Origin of the sequence: Scandinavium tedordense (assembly GCF_024764965.1) — a bacterium.
GTDB classification, from domain to species: domain Bacteria; phylum Pseudomonadota; class Gammaproteobacteria; order Enterobacterales; family Enterobacteriaceae; genus Scandinavium; species Scandinavium tedordense.
In genome coordinates, this window is sequence record NZ_JALIGG010000047.1 from 54,815 (window position 1) to 80,834 (window position 26,020).

General features: G+C 53.8%; 24 protein-coding genes. 6 read left to right on the forward strand and 18 right to left on the reverse strand.

Going from position 1 to position 26,020, the window contains the following annotated elements; translation table 11 throughout:
- Positions 1-30: 30 nt before the first annotated feature.
- On the forward strand, positions 31-360 hold the full coding sequence (gene soxS, locus MUU46_RS02455) for a superoxide response transcriptional regulator SoxS (RefSeq protein WP_159759761.1): 330 nt from the start codon (positions 31-33) through the stop codon (positions 358-360).
- Here the strand turns inward: soxS and pdeC are convergent.
- Together pdeC and MUU46_RS02465 are read right to left on the reverse strand one after the other, a co-directional pair.
- Entirely contained in the window at positions 345-1,943 is a 1,599-nt protein-coding gene (pdeC, locus tag MUU46_RS02460; protein WP_258964674.1) for a cyclic di-3',5'-guanosine monophosphate phosphodiesterase PdeC, read from the reverse strand. The genes soxS and pdeC overlap by 16 nt on opposite strands.
- Before the next feature lie 302 nt (positions 1,944-2,245).
- A complete protein-coding gene (locus MUU46_RS02465; RefSeq protein WP_258964675.1) occupies positions 2,246-3,643 on the reverse strand; it encodes a GGDEF domain-containing protein in 1,398 nt (465 codons plus the stop codon).
- A 542-nt stretch (positions 3,644-4,185) separates the two neighbouring features.
- Between MUU46_RS02465 and MUU46_RS02470 the strand changes: the two genes are divergently transcribed.
- Positions 4,186-4,467, forward strand: coding sequence for a YjcB family protein (locus tag MUU46_RS02470; protein ID WP_159759767.1), 282 nt, complete (start codon positions 4,186-4,188; stop codon positions 4,465-4,467).
- Between the two features lie 97 nt (positions 4,468-4,564).
- Here MUU46_RS02470 and ssb1 read toward each other — a convergent pair whose 3' ends face one another.
- Positions 4,565-5,101 (reverse strand): single-stranded DNA-binding protein SSB1, encoded by a 537-nt coding sequence (gene ssb1, locus MUU46_RS02475; RefSeq protein ID WP_159759769.1) that lies wholly within the window; start codon positions 5,099-5,101, stop codon positions 4,565-4,567.
- A gap of 247 nt (positions 5,102-5,348) precedes the next feature.
- Here ssb1 and uvrA point away from each other — a divergent pair, with 247 nt between their 5' ends.
- Complete coding sequence (uvrA, locus tag MUU46_RS02480) at positions 5,349-8,171, forward strand: excinuclease ABC subunit UvrA (RefSeq protein ID WP_159759771.1); 2,823 nt, start codon at positions 5,349-5,351, stop codon at positions 8,169-8,171.
- Positions 8,172-8,282: 111 nt separating this feature from the next.
- Here uvrA and MUU46_RS02485 read toward each other — a convergent pair whose 3' ends face one another.
- The 5 genes from MUU46_RS02485 to dnaB all read right to left on the reverse strand — a co-directional run bounded on the left by MUU46_RS02485 (position 8,283) and on the right by dnaB (position 13,674).
- Positions 8,283-8,651, reverse strand: coding sequence for an MmcQ/YjbR family DNA-binding protein (locus MUU46_RS02485; RefSeq protein ID WP_159759773.1), 369 nt, complete (start codon positions 8,649-8,651; stop codon positions 8,283-8,285).
- 122 nt (positions 8,652-8,773) lie between these two features.
- Positions 8,774-9,490: an acid phosphatase AphA gene (aphA, locus tag MUU46_RS02490; RefSeq protein WP_258964676.1), complete on the reverse strand. Its 717-nt coding sequence runs from the start codon at positions 9,488-9,490 to the stop codon at positions 8,774-8,776.
- A 212-nt stretch (positions 9,491-9,702) separates the two neighbouring features.
- Positions 9,703-10,896, reverse strand: coding sequence for an aromatic amino acid transaminase (gene tyrB, locus MUU46_RS02495; protein ID WP_258964677.1), 1,194 nt, complete (start codon positions 10,894-10,896; stop codon positions 9,703-9,705).
- A 137-nt stretch (positions 10,897-11,033) separates the two neighbouring features.
- Entirely contained in the window at positions 11,034-12,113 is a 1,080-nt protein-coding gene (gene alr / locus MUU46_RS02500; RefSeq protein ID WP_258964678.1) for an alanine racemase, read from the reverse strand.
- A 145-nt stretch (positions 12,114-12,258) separates the two neighbouring features.
- Entirely contained in the window at positions 12,259-13,674 is a 1,416-nt protein-coding gene (dnaB, locus tag MUU46_RS02505; RefSeq protein ID WP_110511038.1) for a replicative DNA helicase, read from the reverse strand.
- Between the two features lie 86 nt (positions 13,675-13,760).
- Here dnaB and MUU46_RS02510 point away from each other — a divergent pair, with 86 nt between their 5' ends.
- Positions 13,761-14,744 (forward strand): quinone oxidoreductase, encoded by a 984-nt coding sequence (locus MUU46_RS02510; RefSeq protein WP_258964679.1) that lies wholly within the window; start codon positions 13,761-13,763, stop codon positions 14,742-14,744.
- A 171-nt stretch (positions 14,745-14,915) separates the two neighbouring features.
- Here MUU46_RS02510 and pspG read toward each other — a convergent pair whose 3' ends face one another.
- The 4 genes from pspG to MUU46_RS02530 all read right to left on the reverse strand — a co-directional run bounded on the left by pspG (position 14,916) and on the right by MUU46_RS02530 (position 18,342).
- A complete protein-coding gene (pspG, locus tag MUU46_RS02515; RefSeq protein WP_159759783.1) occupies positions 14,916-15,146 on the reverse strand; it encodes an envelope stress response protein PspG in 231 nt (76 codons plus the stop codon).
- A gap of 139 nt (positions 15,147-15,285) precedes the next feature.
- Complete coding sequence (dusA, locus tag MUU46_RS02520; RefSeq protein ID WP_159759785.1) at positions 15,286-16,284, reverse strand: tRNA dihydrouridine(20/20a) synthase DusA; 999 nt, start codon at positions 16,282-16,284, stop codon at positions 15,286-15,288.
- 82 nt (positions 16,285-16,366) lie between these two features.
- Positions 16,367-17,677 (reverse strand): conjugal transfer protein TraF, encoded by a 1,311-nt coding sequence (locus MUU46_RS02525; RefSeq protein ID WP_159759787.1) that lies wholly within the window; start codon positions 17,675-17,677, stop codon positions 16,367-16,369.
- A gap of 176 nt (positions 17,678-17,853) precedes the next feature.
- A complete protein-coding gene (locus tag MUU46_RS02530) occupies positions 17,854-18,342 on the reverse strand; it encodes a cupin domain-containing protein (protein WP_159759789.1) in 489 nt (162 codons plus the stop codon).
- A 112-nt stretch (positions 18,343-18,454) separates the two neighbouring features.
- Here MUU46_RS02530 and zur point away from each other — a divergent pair, with 112 nt between their 5' ends.
- Positions 18,455-18,976 (forward strand): zinc uptake transcriptional repressor Zur, encoded by a 522-nt coding sequence (gene zur / locus MUU46_RS02535; RefSeq protein ID WP_159759791.1) that lies wholly within the window; start codon positions 18,455-18,457, stop codon positions 18,974-18,976.
- Between the two features lie 76 nt (positions 18,977-19,052).
- Here the strand turns inward: zur and MUU46_RS02540 are convergent, their stop codons facing one another.
- The 4 genes from MUU46_RS02540 to MUU46_RS02555 all read right to left on the reverse strand — a co-directional run bounded on the left by MUU46_RS02540 (position 19,053) and on the right by MUU46_RS02555 (position 21,956).
- The gene (locus tag MUU46_RS02540) at positions 19,053-19,262 is read right to left on the reverse strand and encodes a CsbD family protein (RefSeq protein WP_125354113.1); all 210 of its coding nucleotides are present in this window, start codon (positions 19,260-19,262) and stop codon (positions 19,053-19,055) included.
- Between the two features lie 148 nt (positions 19,263-19,410).
- A complete protein-coding gene (gene dinF / locus MUU46_RS02545; protein WP_159759793.1) occupies positions 19,411-20,730 on the reverse strand; it encodes an MATE family efflux transporter DinF in 1,320 nt (439 codons plus the stop codon).
- Between the two features lie 139 nt (positions 20,731-20,869).
- Positions 20,870-21,478, reverse strand: coding sequence for a transcriptional repressor LexA (gene lexA, locus MUU46_RS02550; RefSeq protein ID WP_110511047.1), 609 nt, complete (start codon positions 21,476-21,478; stop codon positions 20,870-20,872).
- Between the two features lie 109 nt (positions 21,479-21,587).
- A complete protein-coding gene (locus MUU46_RS02555; RefSeq protein ID WP_159759795.1) occupies positions 21,588-21,956 on the reverse strand; it encodes a diacylglycerol kinase in 369 nt (122 codons plus the stop codon).
- Between the two features lie 129 nt (positions 21,957-22,085).
- Between MUU46_RS02555 and plsB the strand changes: the two genes are divergently transcribed.
- The gene (plsB, locus tag MUU46_RS02560) at positions 22,086-24,506 is read left to right on the forward strand and encodes a glycerol-3-phosphate 1-O-acyltransferase PlsB (protein WP_258964680.1); all 2,421 of its coding nucleotides are present in this window, start codon (positions 22,086-22,088) and stop codon (positions 24,504-24,506) included.
- Positions 24,507-24,605: 99 nt separating this feature from the next.
- Here plsB and ubiA read toward each other — a convergent pair whose 3' ends face one another.
- Together ubiA and ubiC are read right to left on the reverse strand one after the other, a co-directional pair.
- The gene (gene ubiA, locus MUU46_RS02565; RefSeq protein WP_159759799.1) at positions 24,606-25,475 is read right to left on the reverse strand and encodes a 4-hydroxybenzoate octaprenyltransferase; all 870 of its coding nucleotides are present in this window, start codon (positions 25,473-25,475) and stop codon (positions 24,606-24,608) included.
- A gap of 13 nt (positions 25,476-25,488) precedes the next feature.
- Positions 25,489-25,986 (reverse strand): chorismate lyase, encoded by a 498-nt coding sequence (gene ubiC / locus MUU46_RS02570; RefSeq protein ID WP_258964681.1) that lies wholly within the window; start codon positions 25,984-25,986, stop codon positions 25,489-25,491.
- Between the last annotated feature and the right edge of the window lie 34 nt (positions 25,987-26,020).

Sequence of the window (26,020 nt, forward strand, 5' to 3'; positions counted from 1 at the left end):
CGAACCGAAATTGTGAAAGAGAGGCTGTTTATGTCCCATCACGACATCATAGAAACGCTGATTGAATGGATTGATGAACATATTGATCAACCACTTAACATTGACGTGGTCGCCAGAAAATCGGGTTATTCAAAATGGTATTTACAGCGGATGTTTCGCGCAGTGATGCACCAGACGTTGGGTGAATACATTCGCCAGCGGCGGTTGCTAATGGCGGCAGAAGCACTGCGCACTACGCAGCGTCCGATTTTTGATATTGCGATGGATTTGGGTTACGTGTCGCAGCAGACCTTTTCGCGCGTCTTCCGCCGGGAGTTCGACCGTACCCCGACTGACTACCGCCATCAAATCTCGGCGTGAGATACCTGATGACTCGCCCACTGCATTGAGCCTTGCTGCCATTCAACAAACTCTTGCGACGGCATGGCTTTCGCAAAATGCCAGCCCTGACAGAACTGTACCCCACGCTTAAGAAGCCAGTTGACCTGCTCGGCGGTTTCGACGCCTTCAGCGATGATCTTCAGCCGCAGGCTTTGCGCCATTTCAATGATGTGTTCTGCAATCAAATGACTGGTGCTGTTGGTGGTGAGCGTGTCGACGAACGATTTATCGATTTTCAGGATATCGACGTTCAGCGAATAGAGGTTGTGCAGATTGGAATAGCCGGTGCCGAAATCATCAATAGCCACTTCATAGCCCGCCTGACGAAACGCCTGTATAACTGGCGTCGTTTTGGGTACGTCAATAAACCCGCGTTCCGTCACCTCAATTTTGATTTGCTGGGCTCGAACCCGATATTGTTGGGCTTTGTCAGAAATCATCCCAATCAGACGTAAAGAGTGGAAATCAGACGCCGACAGGTTAATGGAAACATACAACTGCGGGTGGTGCTGTAGAAAATCACCTAAATCGGCAAACACCGTTTCCACTACGTAATCCGTCACCTGCTCAATTAAACCTTCTTTTTCCGCCAACGGAATAAATTCAGCCGGGCTCATCACCGGGCCGTCAAATCCCGGCCAGCGCAGCAGCGCTTCGGCTCCAACGCATTGATTATTTTTGATATCAATAATCGGCTGATAGTGCAGACGCAGCTGTTGCTTATTCAGCGCCCGCTGTAACAAGCGCTTCGGTGAATTAAATCGCTGACGGCTGCGGGCCCAGGCTATCAGGATAAGAATGCTGCAAATGAATCCCAGCGGCAGGGTCAGCATCGCCTGATGGCGGAAATTTTGGAAATAACGCGCATCCGATGACGAAATAATAATAGCAATCGGCCGACGTTCAGAAAGCGCGATGGTATAAAAACGACCATCATGTTGAAACGCAGACGCGCTGTGATGAATAAGTGTTTTTAATGTATTCAGACTGGCATTTTCGCTAACCGAAAAGAAGGTATTGGTTTTAGTGTCGTAAGCGCCAAACGCGAGGCTGTCGTCGTCCGTCACGATTTCACCATAGGAGAGCGGGTTAATCACCGCAACATAATTCCCGCGCTGCATATACGTCATGTTATAGCCGGGGTAAAACGGAGTATCGCGATAATAATAAATAGAAATATCAGGCTTGCGGCGATAATTAGGCTCTGGCATCAACCAGGCTTTACCTGGATGCACCGACGTGGAGCAGACAAACTGATCGCCATGGGCGTAAATTAAATCTTCAACGTACAGGCGCCCGCGAACGATATTTAACATCTGCTTCTGATGTTCTGGCGAGCAAAGTGCGCCGGTGTAATGTTCGGCTGCATCTCTGGCCAAATCGGCTTGGTGAATAACCAGTTCTGTTTTATTCAGCGCTATATGGGCGAATGTAGTCAGCTGGCTGTGGGTTTCAGACTCGGCTCTGAGGTGCGAAAACCAAAGCGCAAGCATCATCGGCAAGAGCACGACGATGATCACCCCCAAGCCCCTCTGCACGTTGCTTCGCGCACTCTGATTCATATTCAGCCTGATATCCCTGCATTTAATGTGCCTGACGCTCAGGCTGGATGCTTTATGACAGGTGATAAAGTTGCATGAATCATTCAACATTAGCAACCGTCTTTTACATTCAAAAATCGAATATTTGATGATGACGATAATATTTGTCCGTAAGGCAAACTAAAAGTTGTGCCAACGTTTTTATTAAGCCTGCTATTTATTAAGCAACCGTTGATCATGTTGTTTAAAAGACAGACGCAATAGAATTAAGTAAAATCTAATAACAATAGCAGGCAGCATAAAAATTGCTGCCCGTTGTAGAGTTAAGATATCAATGAAGTCACCACCGTTTTGCCGCGTCCGGTGCGTTTGGCATCATAAAGTGCGTTATCGACCAGCGTTAATAGCACCGCGCGTTCGGTATTATTTTCACGGACCCCCATCACGCCTGCACTAAAGGACATCACCACTGAGACATCGCCGACCGCAAAAGGCACAGAGCATAGTTGCGCCCGCAGCCGCTCGGTAAACGCAACCGCTTCGCCGGTTTCAGCAAACGGGAGCAGGAGCAGAAACTCTTCCCCGCCTAATCGTCCCAGCCTTGTCTGACCCTCGCACTGTTCACGGACCCGCTGACAGAAGTAGACCAGCGCATCATCACCTGCCACATGCCCCCAGCGGTCGTTAATTTGTTTGAAGTAGTCGAGATCAATCATGACCATTACAAAATGCGTATCATTTTGTTCTGAATGACAATTATCGAGGCTTTGCTGTAAATGGTCGAGGATTGCCAGCCGGTTATAGCAGCAGGTCAGTGCGTCGGTAGTGGCCTGAAAGGCCAGCAGATTTTCCGCGCGTTTACGCTCGGTGATATCCACCCCGATATTCATTATTTCACCGTCGGGTAACATGATATTTGACCACAGCGTGGCCAGCACCTCCCCGTCACGTCGGCGCGGATACCATTCATGCATCTCAAGCGTAGGAGAGTAGTTCACCGACTCACGCACCCCGCGACGCACTTCAGGATCGGGATAAAACAGCGCCAGCGGGTCCGGCTGACGATTTATTTCATCCAGCGTCCAGCCGAATACCCGTTCACATTCTCCGTTCCATAATATGCAGCGATTATGTTTATCAAAGGAATTCATTAATACCGGCGCGCGATCGAAAAGAATTCGATATTGATTAACGATATTTTTCAATTCAACGGCGGTGCGCTCGCGGGTTATTAATTCGGTCATCGCGTCATGTAATTTTTCCGCGATTATCAGCGCTACGCTGCGTAATACACCTGGCGCCAATAAAGGCTGGTCGAACGCGAGAAAAAGAAAAGCCCGGACATCGTCCTGTAGCGGGAATATTCGGCACAGCACGCCACACTGTAATTCCTGCGCCAGCGGATGCGCGTCCGGATAAAGCAACCGCCCCACATCCCGATGCCAACACTTCACTCGCCAGGGCGCCTGTTGCAGGTGTAGCGCCGCGAGTAAGTGTCGGGCGCTTTCCTCGGCATACAGCGGGTCACCCAGCACTTCTATATGCTGCACGTCCTCGCTTTCCAGCATTATCCAGGAAAGCCGCGCGTCAAACACCCCATGAATGAGCTGCAAGACATCGGTCAACGTGCGATGTGCGGACAAACCGGGCATCAGCTTGGCCAGACGATGCAGGCAGAGTTCTGCATCGTTAATTGCTGTGTGTAATCGCTCTTTTTTCATTTTTTCAATCACAGGTTCGTTGAGGAAAAAAACCCGCAATGAATGAATCAGATACTGATTTACATGATTAAGCACAGGTTAATCATGAAGGTGTACGTTCTAAGTAACAAAACACACTGTGTTGTCTTAAAAAAATTACAAATACTAAAATAGTCAATAAAATCAATAGATGATTAATTGATCGCAAGTAAATTTATTTGTCCGAAAGCATAGGCCAAGTAATTTATAATGTAAATATTGTATAAGTACTAAACTATCGTATCGATTTTCTATCTCACTGAAATATCTGAAATCCCCACCCAATACCGCAAAGAATATATTCTTCAAATCAATGTGTCGTCCTGATACCGCGATTCTCTGTATGTAAAATTTCACCATACCAGTGGCGAATAAAACAGCGAATGTGATATAGTTCACACAATCTCATGAAACACAAAACAGTGTTTCATTACATTGGTCGAAGCCTGTCGATAGCCAGAGTGTGATGCCCCTGATGAGCAACGCCGCGCTATCCTTGGCTCCGTTTTCAGAGGGTACGTTTCATGATGTCTGTCACCACCGGCGTTGTTCTCCTCCGCTGGCCACTCACGAGCGCTGTGTTGATGTTTCTGGCGAGCACGTTAAAAATTCAGTTCCGTAAATCCGATTATGCCGGGCTGGCGGTTATTTGCAGCCTCTTTGGCGTTGCGGCCTCCTGTTGGTTCGCCACGGGTTTACTGGGGATTACCCTGCTCGACCTGACGCTGGTCTGGAACAATATCAAAGACGTGATGATGGAAGTCATGAGCCAGACCCCGCCAGAATGGCCAATGATGATGACCTGATTTCAGCGACTCCGCATGAGTTCGCAGAATAAAAAAAGCGCCTCCTTTTACGGGAAGCGCTTTTTTAATGCGTGACGTTTCTGTCAGACAATATACGTTAGAACGGGATATCGTCGTCGAAATCCATCGGCGGTTCGTTAGATGGAGCCGGTGCTGCTGCTGGCTGCTGCTGCGGACGAGACTGCGCGCCGCCGCTGAACTGATTACCACCGCCCTGTGGCTGCTGTGGTTGACCCCAGCTTCCACCCTGCTGCTGACCACCACCTGCTGGTGCGCCGCCGCCCTGACGGCCACCGAGCATTTGCATGGTGCCGCCTACGTTAACAACCACTTCAGTGGTGTATTTTTCAGCACCGGCCTGATCGGTCCATTTGCGGGTACGCAGCTGGCCTTCGATGTAGACCTGAGAACCTTTACGCAGATATTCACCGGCCACTTCTGCCAGTTTGCCGAACAGCACTACGCGGTGCCATTCAGTCTGCTCTTTCATTTCGCCGGTCGCTTTATCACGCCAGGATTCAGAAGTAGCCAGCGTAATGTTGGCAACTGCACCACCACTCGGCATGTAGCGTACTTCCGGGTCCTGACCCAGATTACCGACGAGAATCACCTTGTTTACGCCTCTGCTGGCCATGATCGTGTCTCCTGAAAACATTTCTTAATAGTGTAAACGGGGGATTGTAGCATTACAAAGTGCCGATTTGATAGTTTGCGAGCCGTATTCCAGGATTCCGTTGTGGACAATTGTCGTTGCAGCGAAGCGCTGAAGCACGTTTCCAGTACTGTATATTCATTCAGGTCAATCTGTGTCATAATTAGCCGTTTCCGCCGTTTGTCCTTCTAACAAACCAGGCATTCCGAGTCTCTACCGGGAAAGGTGAATGGATAAGATCGAAGTTCGGGGCGCCCGCACCCATAATCTCAAAAACATCAACCTCGTCATCCCTCGCGACAAACTTATTGTCGTGACTGGGCTTTCTGGGTCAGGTAAATCTTCGCTGGCGTTCGATACGCTGTATGCCGAAGGCCAGCGGCGCTACGTTGAGTCACTCTCCGCCTATGCACGTCAGTTCCTGTCATTGATGGAAAAACCTGACGTTGACCACATCGAAGGGCTATCGCCCGCGATTTCCATCGAGCAGAAGTCAACGTCTCACAACCCGCGTTCGACCGTCGGGACCATCACTGAAATCCACGATTATCTGCGTTTGCTGTTTGCCCGCGTTGGCGAACCGCGCTGCCCGGATCACGATGTGCCATTGGCAGCGCAGACCGTCAGCCAGATGGTCGATAACGTGCTGTCACAGCCTGAAGGCAAGCGCCTGATGCTGCTGGCGCCGGTGATTAAAGAGCGTAAAGGCGAGCACACCAAAACGCTGGAAAACCTGGCGAGTCAGGGTTATATCCGCGCTCGCATTGACGGCGAGGTTTGCGACCTGTCCGATCCCCCAAAGCTTGAGCTGCAGAAGAAGCACACCATCGAAGTCGTGATTGACCGCTTCAAGGTGCGTGAAGATCTGACCCAACGCCTGGCCGAATCGTTTGAAACCGCGCTGGATCTCTCCGGCGGGACAGCGATCGTCTCAGATATGGACGATCCGAAAGCCGATGAACTGCTGTTCTCCGCCAACTTTGCCTGTCCGATTTGCGGCTACAGCATGCGTGAACTCGAACCGCGTCTGTTCTCGTTCAACAACCCGGCCGGAGCCTGCCCGACCTGTGACGGCTTGGGCGTGCAGCAGTATTTCGACCCGGACCGCATCATCCAGAACCCGGAGCTTTCCCTTGCCGGGGGCGCAATCCGTGGTTGGGATCGCCGTAATTTCTACTATTTCCAGATGCTGCGCTCGCTGGCGGAGCATTATGAATTCGATATCGAAGCTCCGTGGGGCAGCCTGAACGCCAATGTGCACAAAGTGGTGCTGTACGGTTCAGGCAAAGAGTCGATTGAGTTCAAATATATGAACGACCGGGGCGACACATCCGTGCGCCGCCATCCGTTCGAAGGCGTGCTGCATAATATGGAGCGTCGCTACAAAGAGACCGAATCTAACGCGGTGCGCGAGGAACTGGCGAAATTCATCAGCAACCGTCCGTGCACCAGCTGTAACGGTACCCGTCTGAACCGCGAAGCGCGCCACGTGTTTGTTGAAAACACCCCGCTGCCAACCATTTCCGACATGAGTATCGGCCATGCTTTAGACTTCTTCACTAACATGAAGCTGTCCGGACAACGTGCTCAAATTGCTGAAAAAGTACTGAAAGAGATTGGCGATCGCCTGAAGTTCCTGGTCAACGTCGGCCTGAACTACCTGACGCTTTCCCGCTCGGCGGACACGCTCTCCGGCGGCGAAGCCCAGCGTATCCGTCTGGCAAGCCAGATTGGCGCCGGTCTTGTCGGCGTGATGTACGTGCTGGATGAACCGTCAATCGGCCTGCATCAGCGCGATAACGAACGCCTGCTCGGCACGCTGGTCCATCTGCGCAATCTCGGTAACACAGTGATTGTGGTAGAGCATGACGAAGACGCGATCCGCGCGGCTGACCATGTGATTGATATCGGCCCTGGTGCCGGTGTGCACGGCGGCGAAGTCGTGGCGGAAGGTACGCTGGAAGACATTATGGCGGTACCAGAATCGTTGACCGGCCAGTACATGAGCGGTCAACGCAAAATTGCCGTGCCGAAAGATCGCGTTCCTGCCGACCCATCAAAGGTACTGAAGCTTACCGGCGCTAGTGGCAACAACCTGAAAGACGTCACGCTGACGGTGCCGGTTGGCCTCTTCACCTGCGTGACGGGCGTATCCGGCTCCGGTAAATCAACGCTGATTAACGACACGCTGTTCCCGATTGCGCAGCGCCAGCTCAACGGCGCAACCATCGCGGAGCCCGCGCCGTATCGCGATGTCACGGGCCTCGAGCATTTCGATAAGGTTATCGATATCGACCAGAGCCCGATTGGCCGTACGCCGCGCTCTAACCCGGCGACATACACCGGCATCTTTACGCCAGTGCGTGAACTGTTCGCGGGCGTGCCAGAATCGCGTGCGCGTGGTTATACGCCGGGGCGTTTCAGCTTTAACGTACGCGGCGGCCGCTGCGAAGCGTGCCAGGGCGATGGCGTTATCAAGGTGGAAATGCACTTCCTGCCGGATATCTACGTGCCGTGCGACCAGTGTAAAGGCAAGCGCTATAACCGCGAAACGCTCGAGATTAAGTACAAAGGCAAGACCATCCACGAAGTGCTGGATATGACCATCGAAGAAGCACGTGAGTTCTTTGATGCCGTTCCGGCACTGGCGCGTAAACTGCAAACGCTGATGGACGTGGGCCTGACATACATTCGTCTCGGCCAGTCGGCGACCACGCTCTCAGGTGGTGAAGCCCAGCGCGTGAAGTTAGCACGTGAATTGTCCAAACGCGGCACCGGGCAGACGCTGTATATCCTCGATGAACCGACCACAGGTCTGCATTTTGCCGACATCCAGCAGCTGCTGGACGTGCTGCATAAGCTGCGCGATCAGGGCAATACTATCGTGGTTATCGAGCATAATCTGGACGTGATTAAAACGGCGGACTGGATTGTCGATCTCGGCCCGGAAGGCGGCAGCGGCGGCGGGGAAATTCTCGTCTCCGGTACGCCGGAAACGGTCGCAGAGTGCGAAACCTCGCATACCGCGCGCTTCCTCAAACCAATGCTCTAACTCTCTGATTTCTTTAGGCGAGATATCCGGGTTGTAGCCAGATGACAACCCTGTGAATCCCAGGAGCTTAGCTAACTAAGAGACTGGGGTGAACAGGGGTGGTCAGCGCCGCTACGGCCTGGAGGGCAAAGCATAAAGCTGCTGTCGGGTTTCGTCCGGCAGCATCCCCATCGCCTGCTGATAAGAGGCATCTACCAGATAGTAAATTTGCGAATCCGGCAGTGAACCGTCGAGATACACCGTGCTCCAGTGTGCTTTATTCAGATGCTGGCTGGGGCGCACATCGCTGTGCTGCTGACGCAATAAATCTGCCAGCTCCGGACTGGTTTTGAGCGACGTCACCGGACGGCCTTCCACCTCTTTCACCATCGCGAACAACACATCAGACACTTTAATCTGCGTGGCCTTCCAGTCGCTATGAACGCTCTGTTCCGCGCCTGGCTTGTTCATGCAATATTGCAGCAACTCCGAAATGGTCATCTTTATTCCCCCTGAAGGAACGCGAAATGAGTCTTTTCTTAGTGTGCAACAAGTCGGCGGAAAGTGGAAACGGTTCTGATTAAAAAAACGGCAACCTCTGGGAGCCACCGTTTTTTTTGCTGTCAGTATTCGGAGTTGACGATGACTTCTTCCCCGTACGCCCCGGCGTTTGGCAGCGGTTTGTAGGTGGAGTTTGAAGCCCGTAATACGCGGATGCCACGCGCGCCAATGTCATGGGCGGCGGTAATATCATTGTCGGAATCACCGTAAAAGACTTTGATATTTTTCTCTTTCAGCCACTGAACCTTGGTGTTTTGTCCGGCTTTGTCACCAGCAAAAATAACCGGGTTCATGTTGGCGGCCGGGATCAGGAAATCATCCTGCAACGTTTTGCTGACGGTTTCGGTCTTGGTCTGGCTGCGACCAGTAACAAACCAGATGCTGTCGCCGCGTTTGACGTGCATGGCAATCAACGCACGCGCCACTTCTTTCGGAATGCTGAAATCATCCCAGCCGTTGTTCATCTTTTCCCAGAATTCCGGGTTCTTCAGGTAGTCTTCACTGTCTGGAGAAAAGGTCTTTTTACCGCGCCAGAAGCCTGGGCTTGAGAACAGCACGGTATCATCAATATCAAATCCGACGGACATGGGTGCCCGGCCCAGCAGACTATTTTCAATCTGCGCCACAGATACCCAGTGGATCGGCGCCTGTTCGGCGAGCTTCGCGACATTTGTACCAATATAGAGCGGAGATGGCGACGACGCATGAGCGTCAACCACGGTGCTGTTTATCGTAAACAACAAGCAGATAGCGCTGAGCGCTAATGAAACCTTGCGCATATTTATCCCTAAAAATCAGACTATTATCACTAAAAGGTAAATGGGAAGTCAAAAAAGCATTCTGACCATAACCGCGAAAAGTAATGAAGGAAAGGAATATCTGGAAGGAATGTCATAGAAAAAGGTGATGATCACACTCACTAAAAAACGCACCCAATAGAGTGTCATTTGGCTCTCCCGCGACGACGAGAGAGCCAAAAGTAAGCGAGTACTTACATTACAGCAGAAAACGCCTGCGCCACACGCTGCACGTTTCGGGAATTAAGGCCTGCCACGCACATGCGACCGCTGGCAATCAGGTACACGCCAAACTCTTCGCGCAAACGCTCAACCTGAGCGGCGCTCAGGCCTGTATAGCTGAACATGCCGCGCTGTTGCAGCAGGTAGTCAAAATTACCGTCCGGCATCGCCTGCTTCAGGACGTTTACCAGCGCCTGACGCATCTCCAGGATGCGGGTACGCATGGCTTCAACTTCGGCCAGCCACGAGGCTTTCAGCGCAGCACTGTTCAGCACAGCCGACACCACCTGCGCACCGAAATTCGGTGGGCTGGAGTAGTTACGGCGCACAGTCGCTTTCAACTGGCCCAGCACGCGCCCTGCGGTTTCGCTGTCTTCACAAACCACCGACAAGCCGCCAACGCGCTCGCCGTACAGCGAGAAGATTTTGGAGAATGAGTTGCTGACCAGTACTGGCAGACCGGCGCTCGCAATGGTGCGGATAGCGTACGCATCTTCTTCCATGCCTGCACCAAAGCCCTGATAGGCGATGTCGAGGAACGGGATCAGGTTGCGCGCTTTCAGCACTTCCGTTACCGCATCCCACTGGGCGTTGGTGAGATCAGCCCCGGTTGGGTTGTGGCAGCACGGATGCAGCAGCACGATGTCCTTTTCTGGCAGCGTATTCAGTTTTTCCAGCAGCGCCTCGAAACGCACGCCGTTAGTCTGTTTATCAAACCAAGGGTAAGTACTTACTTCGAATCCAGCGCCTTCAAATATGGCGATGTGGTTTTCCCAGGTCGGGTCACTGACCCACACGTTTGAACCCGGGAAGTAGTTTTTCAGGAAATCGGCCCCGACTTTCAGCGCCCCCGAACCGCCAAGCGTCTGGATGGTCGCCACGCGCTTTTGTTGCAGCACCGGATGCTCAGCCCCAAACAGCAGCGGCGCAATCCCGTTGCGATAAGCGTTTAACCCTTCCATCGGCAAGTATACCGACGCACCGTGCGGCTGCGCATTCAGCTGCGCTTCGGCTTCGGCAACGGCTTGTAATTGCGGGATAATCCCATCTTCGTTGTAATAAAGGCCGATGCTGAGATTCACTTTGTCACTACGGGGATCGTCTTTGAATTTTTCCATCAGCGAAAGGATGGGATCGCCAGCGTAGGCGTCAACGTTCTGAAACACGCGATGATTCTCCAGATGTCATACAGGGCAGGGATAAACACAATAAACCGGATGCGAAGGAAGATCGAGGGGATGTTAAGGGAAAGCAAACAGAGGCGTTCACCCTCTCCGTAACGAAGAGGGTGATATCAGACATTTCAGTCGAGGTATTTCATCGCAACCCGCGAAGTCAGGCGCGTGATAAGTTCGTAAGCACTCACTTTTGTTATTTCAGCAATGCGTTCAACCGGCAGTCCTTCGCCCCACAAAATGACCGAATCACCCGCTTTATCGGTGGATTCCGGCCCCAAATCGACGCAAATCATGTCCATCGCCACGCGACCAACAATCGTTACCTCCCGGCCATTCACCAGTACGGGTGTGCCAGACGGCGCGGCGCGCGGATAACCGTCCCCGTAGCCCATGGCGATGACACCGAGCCGGGTGTCGCGCTCGCTCGACCAGGTACCGCCGTAGCCCACCGGTTCACCCGCTTTGTGCTCGCGCACGGCAATCAGGTTAGAAGTCAGCGACATCACCGGTTTGAAGCCAAAATCGTCGGCCCAGGGTTTATTCTCGAGTGGCGATACACCGTACAGGATGATCCCCGGACGCACCCAGTCAAAATGCGACTGTGGCCACAGCAGAATCCCACCGGATGCGGCAATTGAACGCTGCCCCGGTTTACCTTCGGTGAAGGTCAGAAAAATATCGAGCTGCTGTTCGGTCGCGCCGCAATCTGGCTCGTCCGCACGGGCAAAGTGGCTGACAACATTCACTGGCTGGCGCACATTTTTGCACTGGCTCAGGCGTTGATAAAACGCATTTGCTTCTTCCGGGCGCACGCCCAGGCGGTGCATACCGGTATCCAGCTTCATCCAGACGGTGACCTGCTCAGGCAAATCAGCCTGCTCCAGCGCTTCTAGCTGTTCGGGATTGTGCACCACAGTGTGGAAACCCTGAGCGGAAATCAGCGGCAGATCGTGGGCATTGAAAAAACCTTCCAGCAGCAAAACCGGCTGCGTAATGCCGCCCTCTCGCAGATGCACGGCTTCTTCCAGGCGGGCGACGCCAAAGGCATCGACGTCAGGGAGCGTTCGCGCGGTCTCCAGAAGACCGTGTCCGTAAGCGTTCGCTTTCACGACCGCAACGAGCTTACTGGCGGGAGCCAGTTCGCGCAGGCGTTGCAGATTGTGTCGCAGAGCGCGGCGGTTAATGACTACAGTTGCCGCTTGCATGTGAATTCCTTAATTAGCGAATCTCCTAAATCATTCGTGTTGCGGGCAGGCGACAAGCCCGCGAGTCCCCGGGAGCTTAGTCAACTAAGCGACCTGGGCGAGCGAGTACAGTCAACGCACCAGCAGCGCGAAGGATGACGGAGATTTATTCGTCGTCGTATTGCGGGCCCGCATAATTATCAAAACGCGACCATTGTCCGTTGAAGGTCAGGCGTACAGTGCCGATCGGGCCGTTACGCTGTTTACCCAGAATGATTTCGGCGATACCTTTCAGGTCACTGTTCTCGTGATAAACCTCATCACGGTAGATAAACATGATTAAGTCGGCATCCTGCTCGATGGAGCCGGATTCACGCAAGTCGGAGTTAACCGGACGCTTATCTGCACGCTGCTCCAGGGAACGGTTAAGCTGCGACAGGGCCACCACCGGCACATGAAGCTCTTTCGCTAACGCCTTGAGAGAGCGTGAAATTTCGGCAATTTCCAGGGTACGGTTGTCCGACAGCGACGGTACGCGCATCAGCTGCAGGTAGTCGATCATGATCAGGCCAATGCCGCCATGTTCGCGAGCGATACGGCGTGCGCGGGAGCGCACTTCCGTCGGCGTCAGGCCGGAGGAATCATCAATGTAGATATTCCGTTTTTCGAGCAAAATGCCCATGGTGCCTGAAATGCGCGCCCAGTCTTCATCATCAAGCTGGCCGGTACGGATGCGGGTCTGGTCGACGCGCGACAGCGACGCCAGGCAACGCATCATAATCTGTTCGGAGGGCATTTCGAGACTGAAGATAAGTACTGGCTTATCCTGCAACATCGCCGCATTTTCGACGAGATTCATCGCAAATGTCGTTTTACCCATCGACGGACGCGCCGCGACGATAATCAAATCCGACGGCTGTAACCCGGCGGTCTTTTTATTCAGATCGTCATAACCGGTGTTCACGCCCGTGACGCCGTCGTGCGGCTGCTGGAAAAGCTGCTCAATTCGCGCCACGGTGGCGTCGAGCACTTCAGCGATATTTTTCGGGCCTTCGTCTTTATTGGCGCGGCTTTCCGCGATTTTGAACACCCGGCTTTCCGCCAAATCCAGCAGGTCTTCGCTGGTGCGGCCCTGAGGGTCAAAACCGGCTTCGGCGATTTCATTCGCCACCGAGATCATGTCCCGTACGACTGCGCGTTCGCGCACAATATCAGCATAAGCGCTGATGTTCGCCGCACTTGGCGTGTTTTTTGACAGTTCGGCCAGATAGGCGAAGCCGCCGCAGGTGTCCAGCTGCCCTTCCCGCTCAAGCGATTCCGCGAGCGTAATCAGGTCAATCGGGCTGCCTTTTTCCTGCAAACGCGCCATTTCGGTAAAAATATGGCGATGCGGACGGGTATAAAAATCTTCTGCTACGACGCGTTCGGCAACGTCATCCCAGCGCTGGTTATCCAGCATTAAACCACCCAACACCGACTGTTCCGCTTCAATCGAGTGCGGGGGTACTTTCAGCCCGGAGACCATTGGATCGCGGTCACGTGGCTCAGTCTGTTGTTTGTTGAAGGGTTTATTTCCTGCCATAGTGAATGAAGATACCGGATAGAGATTGGGTCGAAATAGTAGCATAAGTGTGTGTTTTGCCCCACCCAAAACCAACAGGAGGAAGCATGGCAACGCGAATAGAATTTCACCAGCACGGTGGGCCTGACGTACTCAACGCCGTGGAGTTTACCCCCGTGGATCCGAAAGAGAACGAGATTCAGGTGGAAAACAAGGCCATCGGCATTAACTATATCGATACCTACATCCGCAGCGGGCTGTATCCGCCGCCCTCTTTGCCGAGCGGTCTGGGAACAGAAGCCGCAGGCGTGGTCAGCAAAGTCGGCAGCGGTGTGAAGCACATTAAAGCAGGCGACCGCGTGGTCTATGCGCAGTCATCGCTCGGCGCTTACAGCTCGGTCCACAACGTGCCCGCCGATAAAGCCGCCATTCTGCCCTCCGCAATTTCCTATGAGCAAGCCGCCGCCTCTTTCCTCAAAGGGCTGACAGTGTTCTACCTGTTGCGAAAAACCTATGAAATTAAGCCGAACGAACCATTCCTGTTCCATGCGGCGGCCGGGGGTGTAGGGCTTATCGCCTGCCAGTGGGCGAAAGCGTTGGGTGCTCAGCTGATTGGTACCGTTGGCTCAGCGCAAAAGGCACAGCGCGCGTTACAAGCCGGCGCCTGGCAGGTGATTAACTATCGGGAAGAAAACCTGGTGGAGCGCGTGAAAGAGATAACCAAGGGTAAAAAGCTGCGCGTGGTCTATGACTCGGTGGGGAAAGACACCTGGGAAGCATCGCTCGATTGCCTGCAGCGCCGCGGCCTGATGGTCAGCTTTGGTAATTCCTCCGGCGCGGTCACCGGCGTAAATCTGGGTATTCTGAATCAGAAAGGCTCGCTGTTCGCCACCCGCCCTTCCCTTCAGGGTTATATCACCACCCGCGAAGAGTTAGAGGAAGCCAGCAACGAGCTGTTTTCGCTGATCGCCAGCGGCGTAATTAAAGTGGACGTGGCCGATAGCCAGAAATTTGCATTGCACGATGCGCAAAAAGCACATGAAGCGCTGGAAAGCCGCGCGACACAAGGGTCAAGTTTGCTGCTGCCGTGATTCTCCCGCCTGAGAAAAAGCTAAGGGCTTCCATTCGGAAGCCCTTTCTTTTTTTATCGTTCGCTGTATGTAGGGTACAGCGCGATGAATTCGTTATCGCGCTAAGAGTGACAGATTTATGACCTACTGCCTACGCTGCCTTTCTCAGGTTGTGACGAACTCCGCAAACCCTTAATAACGACGTCGATAAGCCGGGACCTTCGGCGTTTTGACCGCCCGGATAATCCACACCACGGCGACGGCAAGCAGCAGCCACGGCAACAATTTGATCATCATGGCAAACAGGCCACCGACGAACATCAGCGCGGTCGCGACCACTATCGCTGCCAGAATGCCCAGCACGGAGACTCCGGTAACCAGCAACATCACAAAGAATCCGATGATAAATAACAGTTCCAGCATGGCTTTTCCCCTTAAAAAATAACCCACTTCCTTTGCTATTACAAAAATCATGCCAAAGTATATTTCATTGATTTTAAACGAAAACGCCCCGCAGAATATTGCGAGGCGTGGTCAATCAGACTAACTTTTAGCGTATTTCTTAACGCTTATTCGCCACTAGCTGTAACGCCTGTTCAAGCACGTCAATATTGGCACCCGCTTTATGCGCGTTTTCACTGAGGTAGCGACGCCACTGCCGTGCGCCCGGAATGCCCTGGAACAGACCGAGCATGTGACGCGTCACGTGGCCGAGATAAGTACCGTTGCTCAGCTCTCGTTCGATGTAGGGATACATCGCGCGAACGACATCTACCGGATCCGGATCGACGCCTTCAATACCATAAATTTCACGGTCGACTGACGCCAGAATACCCGGGTTCTGATACGCCTCGCGGCCCACCATTACGCCATCCATATGCTGCAAATGCTCGTTGGCTTCGCCCAGCGATTTGATGCCGCCGTTAATCGACATCGTCAGGTGCGGGAAGTCACGCTTGAGCTGATAAACGCGAGGATAATCCAGCGGTGGAATTTCACGGTTTTCTTTCGGGCTGAGGCCGGAAAGCCAGGCTTTACGCGCGTGGATAATGAACATCTCACATTCGCCATTGCCGGAAACCGTATTAATAAAGTCGCAGAGGAATTCGTAGCTGTCCTGATCATCAATGCCGATACGGGTTTTGACCGTAACCGGAATCGACACCACGTCACGCATCGCTTTAACGCTGTCGGCGACCAGTTGCGCATTACCCATCAGGCAGGCACCAAACATGCCGTTCTGTACGCGATCCGACGGACAACCCACATTGAGGTTGATTTCATCATAGCCACGTTCTTCCGCGAGTTTCGCACAATGTGCCAGCGCGGCCGGATCGCTGCCACCCAACTGCAGGGCCAGCGGATGCTCGTCGTCACTGTAGGCCAAATAGTCACCTTTGCCATGAATAATCGCTCCGGTGGTCACCATTTCGGTGTACAGCAGCGTGTGGCGGGATAACAGACGCAGGAAGTAACGACAATGCCTGTCCGTCCAGTCGAGCATCGGTGCGATGGAGAAACGGTGCGCAGGATAAGCGGAGGATTGTGTTTCTGGCAGCATGGCGAAGTAATGAGCATCCGGTGGAAAATGGGGCGCTACTATAGCACAAAGAAAAAGCGGAGGCGCATGGCCTCCGCAATTGTCAGAATGTCAGGCTCAACTGCGCACCGGCTCCCCAGGTTTCATCCTCACCGTACAGCCCCATCAGGTCGATATGCACCGTGTTCATTGGTGCGAAGCCGACCCCGGCGGTGAAGACATTGCTGTCATTACCTTTAACATCCGCCCGGTAACCACCACGCACCGCCAGCCAGCTTAATGGCGTCACTTCTGCCCCAACACCGACGTATTGCGAATCGTCTTCGGTTTTGAAGCCTTTGGTTTCCGTCAGGTCACCGTCGGCGGTCAGCGTCAGCAAATCGGTATGCCACGCTACGCCCGCAGTCACCAACGGTCGGATTTGGTACGTATCTTTGTAATTGGTAGTCACCCCGGTGGCGTTGTTCTTGATGCGCACGTCTTTGGTGTCGATATCGCGAGACATCAGATTCTGCCCGCTCAGGCCGACAGTCCAGTTTTCACCAAAGTCCGCCGCGATACCCGCATCAACGTTAAAGCCGGTGTCATCATTACGGTACTTACTGTCCTTCCAGTCATCGCTGTGATAATCGTCGATAGACGTGGTGTAGTTATAGAGCCAGGTTTGTTGCAGTTTCGGCGTCACGCCGAGCGACACCGGCACGCCGCCGATATCGAATTGACGCGCAATAGCGATGCCGTAATCGGACACAATCGCCGCTTTCCCCGACGCGGTAGAGTTCAGGTTATTGGTTATCTGATCGCTACCGTTCAGCACCGCATTGGCAGCCTGGCTGGCGGCAAACCCGTCAGAATTCTGAATGTTGCGCAGGTAGTCGATATCGCTCTGATCGATGTTCGAACTGACCCGAGCATGGGCGTAGGCTTTGGTAACGAACGCCAGCGAGACCGCCGAGGTCGGCACGCTCACCGCGATCCCAGCGCCAGCATTTGCCCGCGCCGTTTTACCACGCAGATCGTCCAGTTGCCCGGCCAGATCCCCCGCCGCACTCTGGAACTGATTTAATGTACCGCCAGGATCCATCAGGATCCCTTGCGGCGTCAGGTTATCGAGTACGCTTTTGTAGTGGTCGATCTCATTGCTGATATCATCAATTTGATCACGAAGATTGTCTTTGTCGGTAATCTGCGCGCCCACAGATGGAATAACGACAGAGACATCATCATCCGGTTGTGACTTCGCCAGTAGCGCGGGGTTGATCAGCACCGCACTCCCATAGTTCGCCGACGCCACGCCGGTTCCCCCCATGGCATCATTTCTTGCTTCTGACCACGTATTGGCCGCTCCCGCCTGATTTGCCATAAACAGGGAGACAGCCGCAGACACCACAGAATATTTGATATTTTTTTTCACGGTTTGCTCGTTATTTGCAGATGAACGTTAATCCCCTTTCAGTTATCCGCCAAAAAGGGTCGAACTATTGCTGTGAATAACGATATAAAAAGCAGCCAATTAGGGTGATTTGCGTTAAGGGGCGCTGTGATAACGTTGGAATATGCGTCGCCCCTCAATATTTATAGAAGAGATTGTTATTTCCGTGAAGGTTTCCCATCGTGTGGACCAAAAAACTGTGGCGGATGGTCCACCCATCGATCCTGGCGTGTCGCGGCATACTCTGGATTCAGCGGATAATATATCCGGTTGTGCTTTTTATTCACTTCTCCGACGACCAGTAACTCCACCTCTTCCTCAGTATTATTGATGAAGGTGTGGCAGACACCAGTGCCTGACGGGAATCCCACGCTGTCGCCCGGTTCCAGCTGCCAGAGGTAGCCGTTGATCCACGCCTGAGGGCGGCCTTCAATCACATAAATAAACTCTTCTTCATCGCTTTCGGCGTGGGGATAAGAGGTACGTCGGCCGGGTGAAAGACGTTCATGGTGAATGCCAAGACGCATCAGGCCCAGCTTGCGAGCCAGCGGCGCGCCAACGGAAAACAGCTCTTTGCTATCGGGATAACCGGCGTTATCAGGCTCTTCCAGCTCGCGCCAGTGTCGAATACAGTCTGGTCTTTTCATGGTGTTCCCTCAGGTAGTGATGCGTCAGGTATAGCATACCCTGCAGGTTATCGGCGTTTCGGCCATAACATGATAAAGTAGGCGTTTACTTTACACCCGATTCGAGGCGCCTATGGACCAGACCACTCCACAAGACATGCTCGTGCAGGCCGAAAGGCTTTGCGCACAACGTGGCGTTCGTCTGACACCGCAACGCCTCGAAGTATTACGCCTGATGACCATACAAAAAGGTGCAATCAGCGCGTACGACCTGCTGGACCTGCTGAAAGTCAGTGAGCCGCAGGCGAAGCCGCCCACCGTTTATCGCGCGCTGGAGTTTTTACTCGAGCAAGGGTTTGTGCATAAGGTGGAATCGACCAATAGCTACGTGCTGTGCCATCTGTTTGATAAACCGTCGCATACGTCGGCGATGTTTATTTGCGATCGCTGTGGCGTGGTGAAGGAAGAAGCGGCTGACGGAGTGGAAGACATTATGCATACGCTGGCAGCCCGCATGGGGTTTGCGCTGCGTCATAATGTGATTGAAGCGCATGGGCTGTGCTTAGGGTGTGTTGAAGTGGAAGCTTGCCGCACGCAGGACTGCTGTGGTCATGACCATACAATTCAAATCAAACGAAAGCCCGGTCAAAAGTAAGCGCGACAAAAAGAGTGGGCGGCCTTAAGCCGCCCCGAGGGTTGTACTTCCTTGTACGCACGGGTAGTGCGTTTGTTTACCAGCGATAATCGTTGCGGGTTTCCCAGTCTTTGACCTCGTCCTCGGCCTGATCTTTTGCGTATCCGTAACGCTCCTGGATTTTCCCGACCAGCTGGTCACGCTTACCTTCGATAACCGTAAAGTCATCATCGGTGAGCTTACCCCATTTCTCTTTCACTTTACCTTTCAGCTGTTTCCAGTTGCCGCCGACTTCGTCTTTATTCATGATCTATTCCTCATCAGTTCGGTGGTGCAGAGTGAAGATACGTCGTCCGTTAACACCGTTTTCTGCTGGACGTGATAAAGAGTATAGGTAAGCATTTCGCCATCCGGGGATTATTCAGAATCTTTAACCACCGACTGAAATAAAGTCGTTACGAAAACCACGTTCCTTGCTGCCAGTGACGTCGCCAAATCCATGCCAGAGACAGCCCGCGCAGCGCCAGGAATACCGCCAGCGCCAGCCACAATCCGTGATTGCCCAACACCGGCACCGTCAACAGCGTGAGGGCAAAACCGGCAGCCGCCACCGCCATGCTGTTACGCATTTCCGCCCCGCGCGTCGCACCGATAAACATGCCGTCGAGCAGATAACACCACACGCCGATCACCGGTAAAACCACCTGCCAGATGACGTAACGATCGGCCAGTTCGCGCAGCTGGGTAATCGATGTCAGCATGGCGACGATGTGCTCCCCCGCCACGGAATAAATCAGCGCAAAGGCCAGAGCAACAATTCCGGACTGACGGCAGGCCGCTTTCCAGACGTCCAACAGCTGGCTGTCATCCCGCGCGCCATAAGCCTGCCCGGAATGCGCTTCCACCGCATAAGCAAAACCATCCAGCGCGTAGGCGGTGAAGGTGAGCATCGTCATCAGCACCGCGTTCACGGCGACGATATCGCTGCCCAGTCGCGCGCCAAATACCGTGAGCGCACCAAAACAGAGCTGCAGCAGCAGCGAGCGCAACATGATGTCGCGATTCAACGCCAGCAGGCGGCGGATATTGCCGCGCCAGGCCTCTTTGAGCATATCCAGCGATATGCCACGCAGGTGAAGCACGCGCCGCACCATCAGCAAGCCAATGAAAAATGTCGCGTATTCGGAACATGCCGTCGCCAACGCAGCGCCCTGCACGTTCATATGCAGGCCCATCACCAACCATAAATCGAGCACGATGTTTAAGACATTGCCGACCACCAGCAAAATTACCGGCGCGCGCGCGTACTGAACACCGAGCAGCCAACCGAGCAGAACCAGGTTTGCCAGGGACGCAGGCGCGCTTAACCAACGGATTTCGAGGAAACGCCGCGCCTGTTCCAGTACGGCATCGCTGCCGCCGACAATATGCAGCGCCAAGTCAATCAGAGGGGTGCGGAGCACAACAATCACCAGGCCCGCTCCCAGCGCCAGCAGCAAGGGCTGCACCAGCGCGCGAGCCAGACGTACAGGGTCTTTAGCGCCGTAGGCTTGTGCGGTGAGGCCGGTGGTGCTCATGCGCAGGAATAACAACAGCATGAACAGGAAACTGGTCGCCATGGAACCGATCGCCACGCCGCCGAGATAAACAGGACTGTCAAGATGACCGATGACCGCCGTATCCACCAGACCCAACAGCGGCACGGTGATATTTGAGAAAATCATCGGCAGCGCGAGACGCCACAATGCCTTGTCTGCAGTGGTGAAGAGCGACATGAGAAAACCTGTGATTGTGAATGCGTAAAACGAAGTGGCGCCAGAATAGCGCCACTCTTCCCGTCAAAGATTACGTGGCTAATGTGCTGGCGCTGGACGCCTGAAAGCCATGTGAATTATTGAGGATTTCTAAAGCCCGTTACAGCCACTCGCCGTTGCGAATAACGCCAACTGCCAGCCCTTCGATGGAGAAGTTCTGCTGACGCAGATCGACCACAATCGGAGAAAACTCGCTATTTTCAGGTAACAGCTCAACAGTGCTGCCCTGTTTTTTCAGCCGCTTAACCGTCACTTCATCGTCGATACGGGCGACAACGACCTGACCGTTACGCACATCCTGCGTTTTGTGAACCGCGAGCAAATCACCGTCGAGAATACCGATATCACGCATCGACATTCCGCTGACGCGCAGCAGGAAATCGGCGCTCGGCTTGAACATCGCCGGGTCGACCTGGTAGTGGCCTTCAATATGCTGCTGTGCCAGCAGAGGTTCACCCGCCGCAACACGCCCGATCAGCGGGATACCGGTTTCTTCTTCTACCAGAAGACGAATGCCGCGTGAGGCACCGGAAACAATCTCGAGCACACCTTTACGTGCCAGCGCTTTCAAATGCTCTTCAGCCGCGTTCGGGGAACGGAACCCCAAGCGCTGCGCGATTTCCGCACGCGTTGGCGGCATGCCCGTCTGGCTGATGTGATCCCTGATGAGATCGAACACCTCTTGCTGCCTGGTCGTTAACGCTTTCATTCCGCCCCCTGGGTGTATATACAGTTATGCTGTGAGTATATACAGTTAATGGCGAATTTGGAACCGCAAAACGCACAAAAAACCAGACGTTTGCGTAATTCTGCGGGCGTTATCGATAATGCGACCACAGCAGCGTTACCCAGGTGAATAAGGCGATAGCAATTGCCAGAAACACCGCGGCAGAACCCATATCTTTTGCACGACCCGACAATTCGTGACGTTCCGTCCCGATGCGGTCAACCACCGCTTCAATCGCACTGTTGATAATTTCCACTATCATCACCAGAAGCACTGAGCCAATCAGTAACACTCGGGTGATGGCATCCACATCTAACCAACAGGCGAGAATGATGGCGACAACAGCAGCAACGCCTTCCTGGCGAAAAGCGGCTTCGTTTTGCCATGCAGCGCGAAATCCCTTCCAGGAGTAACCTGCTGCTTTGACGATTCGGGTTAACCCGGTGGTATCATTTGCCATCAAAAGAACCTTTTACATTATTTAGCATCAATGTCACTGCGCGCCTGACGCGGTAGAACAGATATTCTGTGCACTTTCTGTTATCCTTGCGGCGCATTTGCATGATTAACCAGAGGCTTTACATCGTTTATGTCTGGCTGGCCACGAATTTACTACAAATTACTGAATTTACCATTAAGCGTGCTGGTAAAAAGTAAGTCTATCCCGGCAAATCCTGCTGAGGAACTGGGACTCGATACCTCACGCCCTATTATGTACGTTCTGCCGTATAACTCGAAGGCAGATCTGCTGACTTTACGCGCCCAATGTCTGGCGCATGGTCTTCCGGATCCGCTGGAGCCGCTCGAAATCGACGGCACCGAGCTGCCGCGTTACGTGTTCATTCACGGCGGGCCGCGCGCATTTACGTATTACACGCCGAAAGAAGAGTCTATCAAGCTGTTCCACAATTATCTGGATTTGCATCGCAGCAACCCAGAGCTCGATGTGCAGATGGTACCGGTGTCCGTGATGTTTGGACGTTCCCCGGGCCGCGAAAAAGGCGAAGTAAACCCACCGCTGCGCATGATGAATGGCTTCCAGAAATTCTTTGCCGTGACTTGGCTCGGTCGCGACAGCTTCGTGCGTTTCTCACCGTCCGTTTCGCTGCGCCGCATGGCCACCGAGCACGGTACCGACAAAATTATTGCACAAAAGCTGGCACGTGTGGCACGAACTCACTTTGCCCGTCAGCGTTTGGCTGCCGTCGGCCCGCGTCTGCCTGCGCGTCAGGACTTGTTCAACAAGCTGCTGGCGTCCAAAGCGATTGCACGCGCGGTGGAAGACGAAGCGCGCAGCAAGAAAATTTCCCATGAAAAAGCGCAGCAAAACGCCGTCGCCCTGATGGAAGAGATTGCAGCGAATTTCTCTTACGAAATGATTCGCCTCACCGATCGCGTGCTGGGCTTCACCTGGAACCGTTTGTACCAGGGGATCAACGTTAATAATGCCGAGCGCGTGCGCCAGCTGGCTCACGACGGCCATGAAATTGTTTATGTCCCCTGCCACCGCAGTCACATGGACTACATGCTGCTGTCCTACGTGCTCTATCACCAGGGGCTGGTGCCGCCGCATATCGCCGCGGGCATCAACCTGAATTTCTGGCCAGCCGGCCCGATTTTCCGTCGTCTGGGCGCGTTCTTTATTCGTCGTACCTTCAAAGGCAACAAGCTCTATTCCACCGTGTTCCGTGAATACCTCGGTGAGCTGTTCAGCCGTGGTTACTCCGTTGAATACTTCGTGGAAGGCGGTCGTTCCCGTACCGGTCGTTTGCTGGACCCGAAAACCGGCACCCTGTCGATGACTATTCAGGCGATGCTGCGCGGCGGCACTCGTCCAATCACCCTCGTGCCAATCTACATCGGCTATGAGCACGTGATGGAAGTGGGGACTTACGCGAAAGAACTGCGTGGCGCGACCAAAGAGAAAGAGAGCCTGCCGCAGATGCTGCGCGGGTTAAGTAAGCTGCGCAATCTCGGCCAGGGTTACGTCAACTTTGGCGAGCCATTGCCACTGATGACTTACCTGAACCAACATGTGCCGGAATGGCGCGAATCTATCGATCCGATTGAATCCATTCGCCCGGCATGGCTGACGCCAACGGTGAATAACATCGCCGAAGATCTGATGGTGCGTATTAACAACGCAGGCGCGGCTAACGCCATGAACCTGTGCTGTACCGCGCTGCTGGCATCACGTCAACGCTCTCTGACCCGCGAACAGCTGACCGAACAGCTGGAATGCTACCTGCAGCTGATGCGTAATGTGCCCTACGCGGCTGATGCCACCGTGCCGTCTGTCACTGCCAGCGCGCTGATTGACCACGCATTGCAGATGAACAAGTTCGAGGTCGAGAAAGACACCATTGGCGATATCATCATTCTGCCGCGCGAGCAGGCGGTGCTGATGACTTACTATCGCAACAACATCACCCACATGCTGATGATCCCGTCCCTGCTGGCGGCCATCGTTACGCAGCATCGCACTATCTCGCGCACCGAGATGGTCCGTCATGTGGAGATGCTGTATCCGATGCTGAAATCCGAACTGTTCCTGCGTTGGGAAAAAGAAGAGCTGGCGGGCGTTATTGACGAGCTATTAGCAGAAATGCAGCGTCAGGGGCTGGTGACCATCGAGAACGACGATGTTCGCATTAATCCGTCGCATTCCCGCACCCTGCAGCTGTTGGCGGCCGGGGCGCGTGAAACGCTGCAACGTTATGCGATAACCTTCTGGCTGTTGAGCGCTAATCCGTCCATCAACCGTAGCACGCTTGAAAAAGAGAGCCGTACCGTGGCTCAGCGTCTGTCGGTGCTGCACGGCATCAACGCGCCAGAGTTCTTCGACAAAGCGGTGTTCAGTACTCTGGTATTGACCCTGCGTGACGAAGGCTACATCAGCGACAGTGGCGATGCCGAACCGGCTGAGACGATGAAAGTCTATCAGCTGCTGGCCGAACTGCTGGCACCGGATGTCCGTCTGACTATCGAGAGCGCCAGTCAGGACGCGTGATCTAAGCGCATAAAAAAAGGCGGAGCCATTCACATGGTTCCGCCTTTTTTTTGTTACCGGGTGATCATGCCCGGCAAGCAATGCGCCGCCGGGGAAAAATTAAATCAGGTAACTCATCGCCAGACCGATAAACAGTACCAGCCCCACGTAGTTATTGTTCAAAAACGCCTTAAAGCAGGCATCACGGTCACGGTCTTTAATCAATTTTTGCTGGTAAACGAACAGCGCACCGGCGACAAATATCGACCAGTAGAACTCCCAATTTAAGCCGCTCACCCAGCCCACGGCAGCCATCAGCGCCAGCACGGCCACCTGCAAAATACCGATGATCAGTTTGTCCTGTTTACCGAACAGAATGGCGGTCGATTTCACGCCAATCTTGAGGTCATCGTCTCTGTCGACCATCGCGTACTGAGTGTCGTACGCCACGGCCCAGCAAATGTTGGCGAGGAACATCAGCCAGCAACTCAGGGGCAGCGATTCACTCACCGCGGCATAGGCCATCGGAATCGACCAGCCAAATGCTGCGCCCAGCACGACCTGCGGCAGATGGGTGTAGCGCTTCATAAACGGATACACCCACGCCAGCGCTAACCCTGCTACCGACAACAGAATGGTCATCTTATTGAGGGTCAGCACCAGCAGGAACGAGAGCACCACCAGCACGATAAACAGCGTACGTGCCCCTTTCTCGCTCACGTCACCGCTGGGTAACGGGCGATGTGCGGTGCGTTTAACATGTCCGTCAATTTTGCGGTCCGCGTAATCATTGATCACGCAACCGGCGGCGCGCATCAGCCAGACGCCCGCCACAAACACCGCGAGGATCCACAGCGGCGGCACGCCAGGCATCGCCACCCACAGCGCCCATAATGTCGGCCAAAGCAGCAGCAGCGAGCCGATTGGCTTATCAATTCTCATCAGACGGCTATAAGCCTGCAGCTTATTCTGCGTCAGACTCCTCTCCATAATTCACTTCCTCTCAGTACAGCGGTGACGCAGGCAGAAACAGCTCGGTTAACAGCAGCGGTTTTCCGCTCAGCCGGAGACGGGAACGACGCCCCCACAGCTCTGCATCTTTACCAATTTCAATAAAATCACGGGTTAAAGTGGATGACGTAAACAGATAGCGCCCCAGCGGCGTTTTGCCCAGCTGTTGCAGTTGCAGCTCGGGCCCGCTCAGGGTGGATTCAGGCACAACCGTGCGCCCGGCAAGCCAGGGTTCACCGTCAGCACACAGCAAAATTTCACGCAGCCAGTAGCGCGCTTCAACAGGCAGCAATGCCTGCTCTGCAATAATCTCATCCTGACCGACAAAACCTTCGCGGATAAGCGTCACAGTGACACGCTTGCCCTGCTGTTCGAAGCGTTTGGTCATGGAATCTTCCAGCAGCAACCAGTCAAGCTGTGCCGCATCGAGTTCCGGAAGGGTGGTGTAATAGCGTAGCGCACGCAGTTGCGCCAGCTCAGGGTGTGACATACCAGGCTCTCCGATACATAACTTATCGGCATTG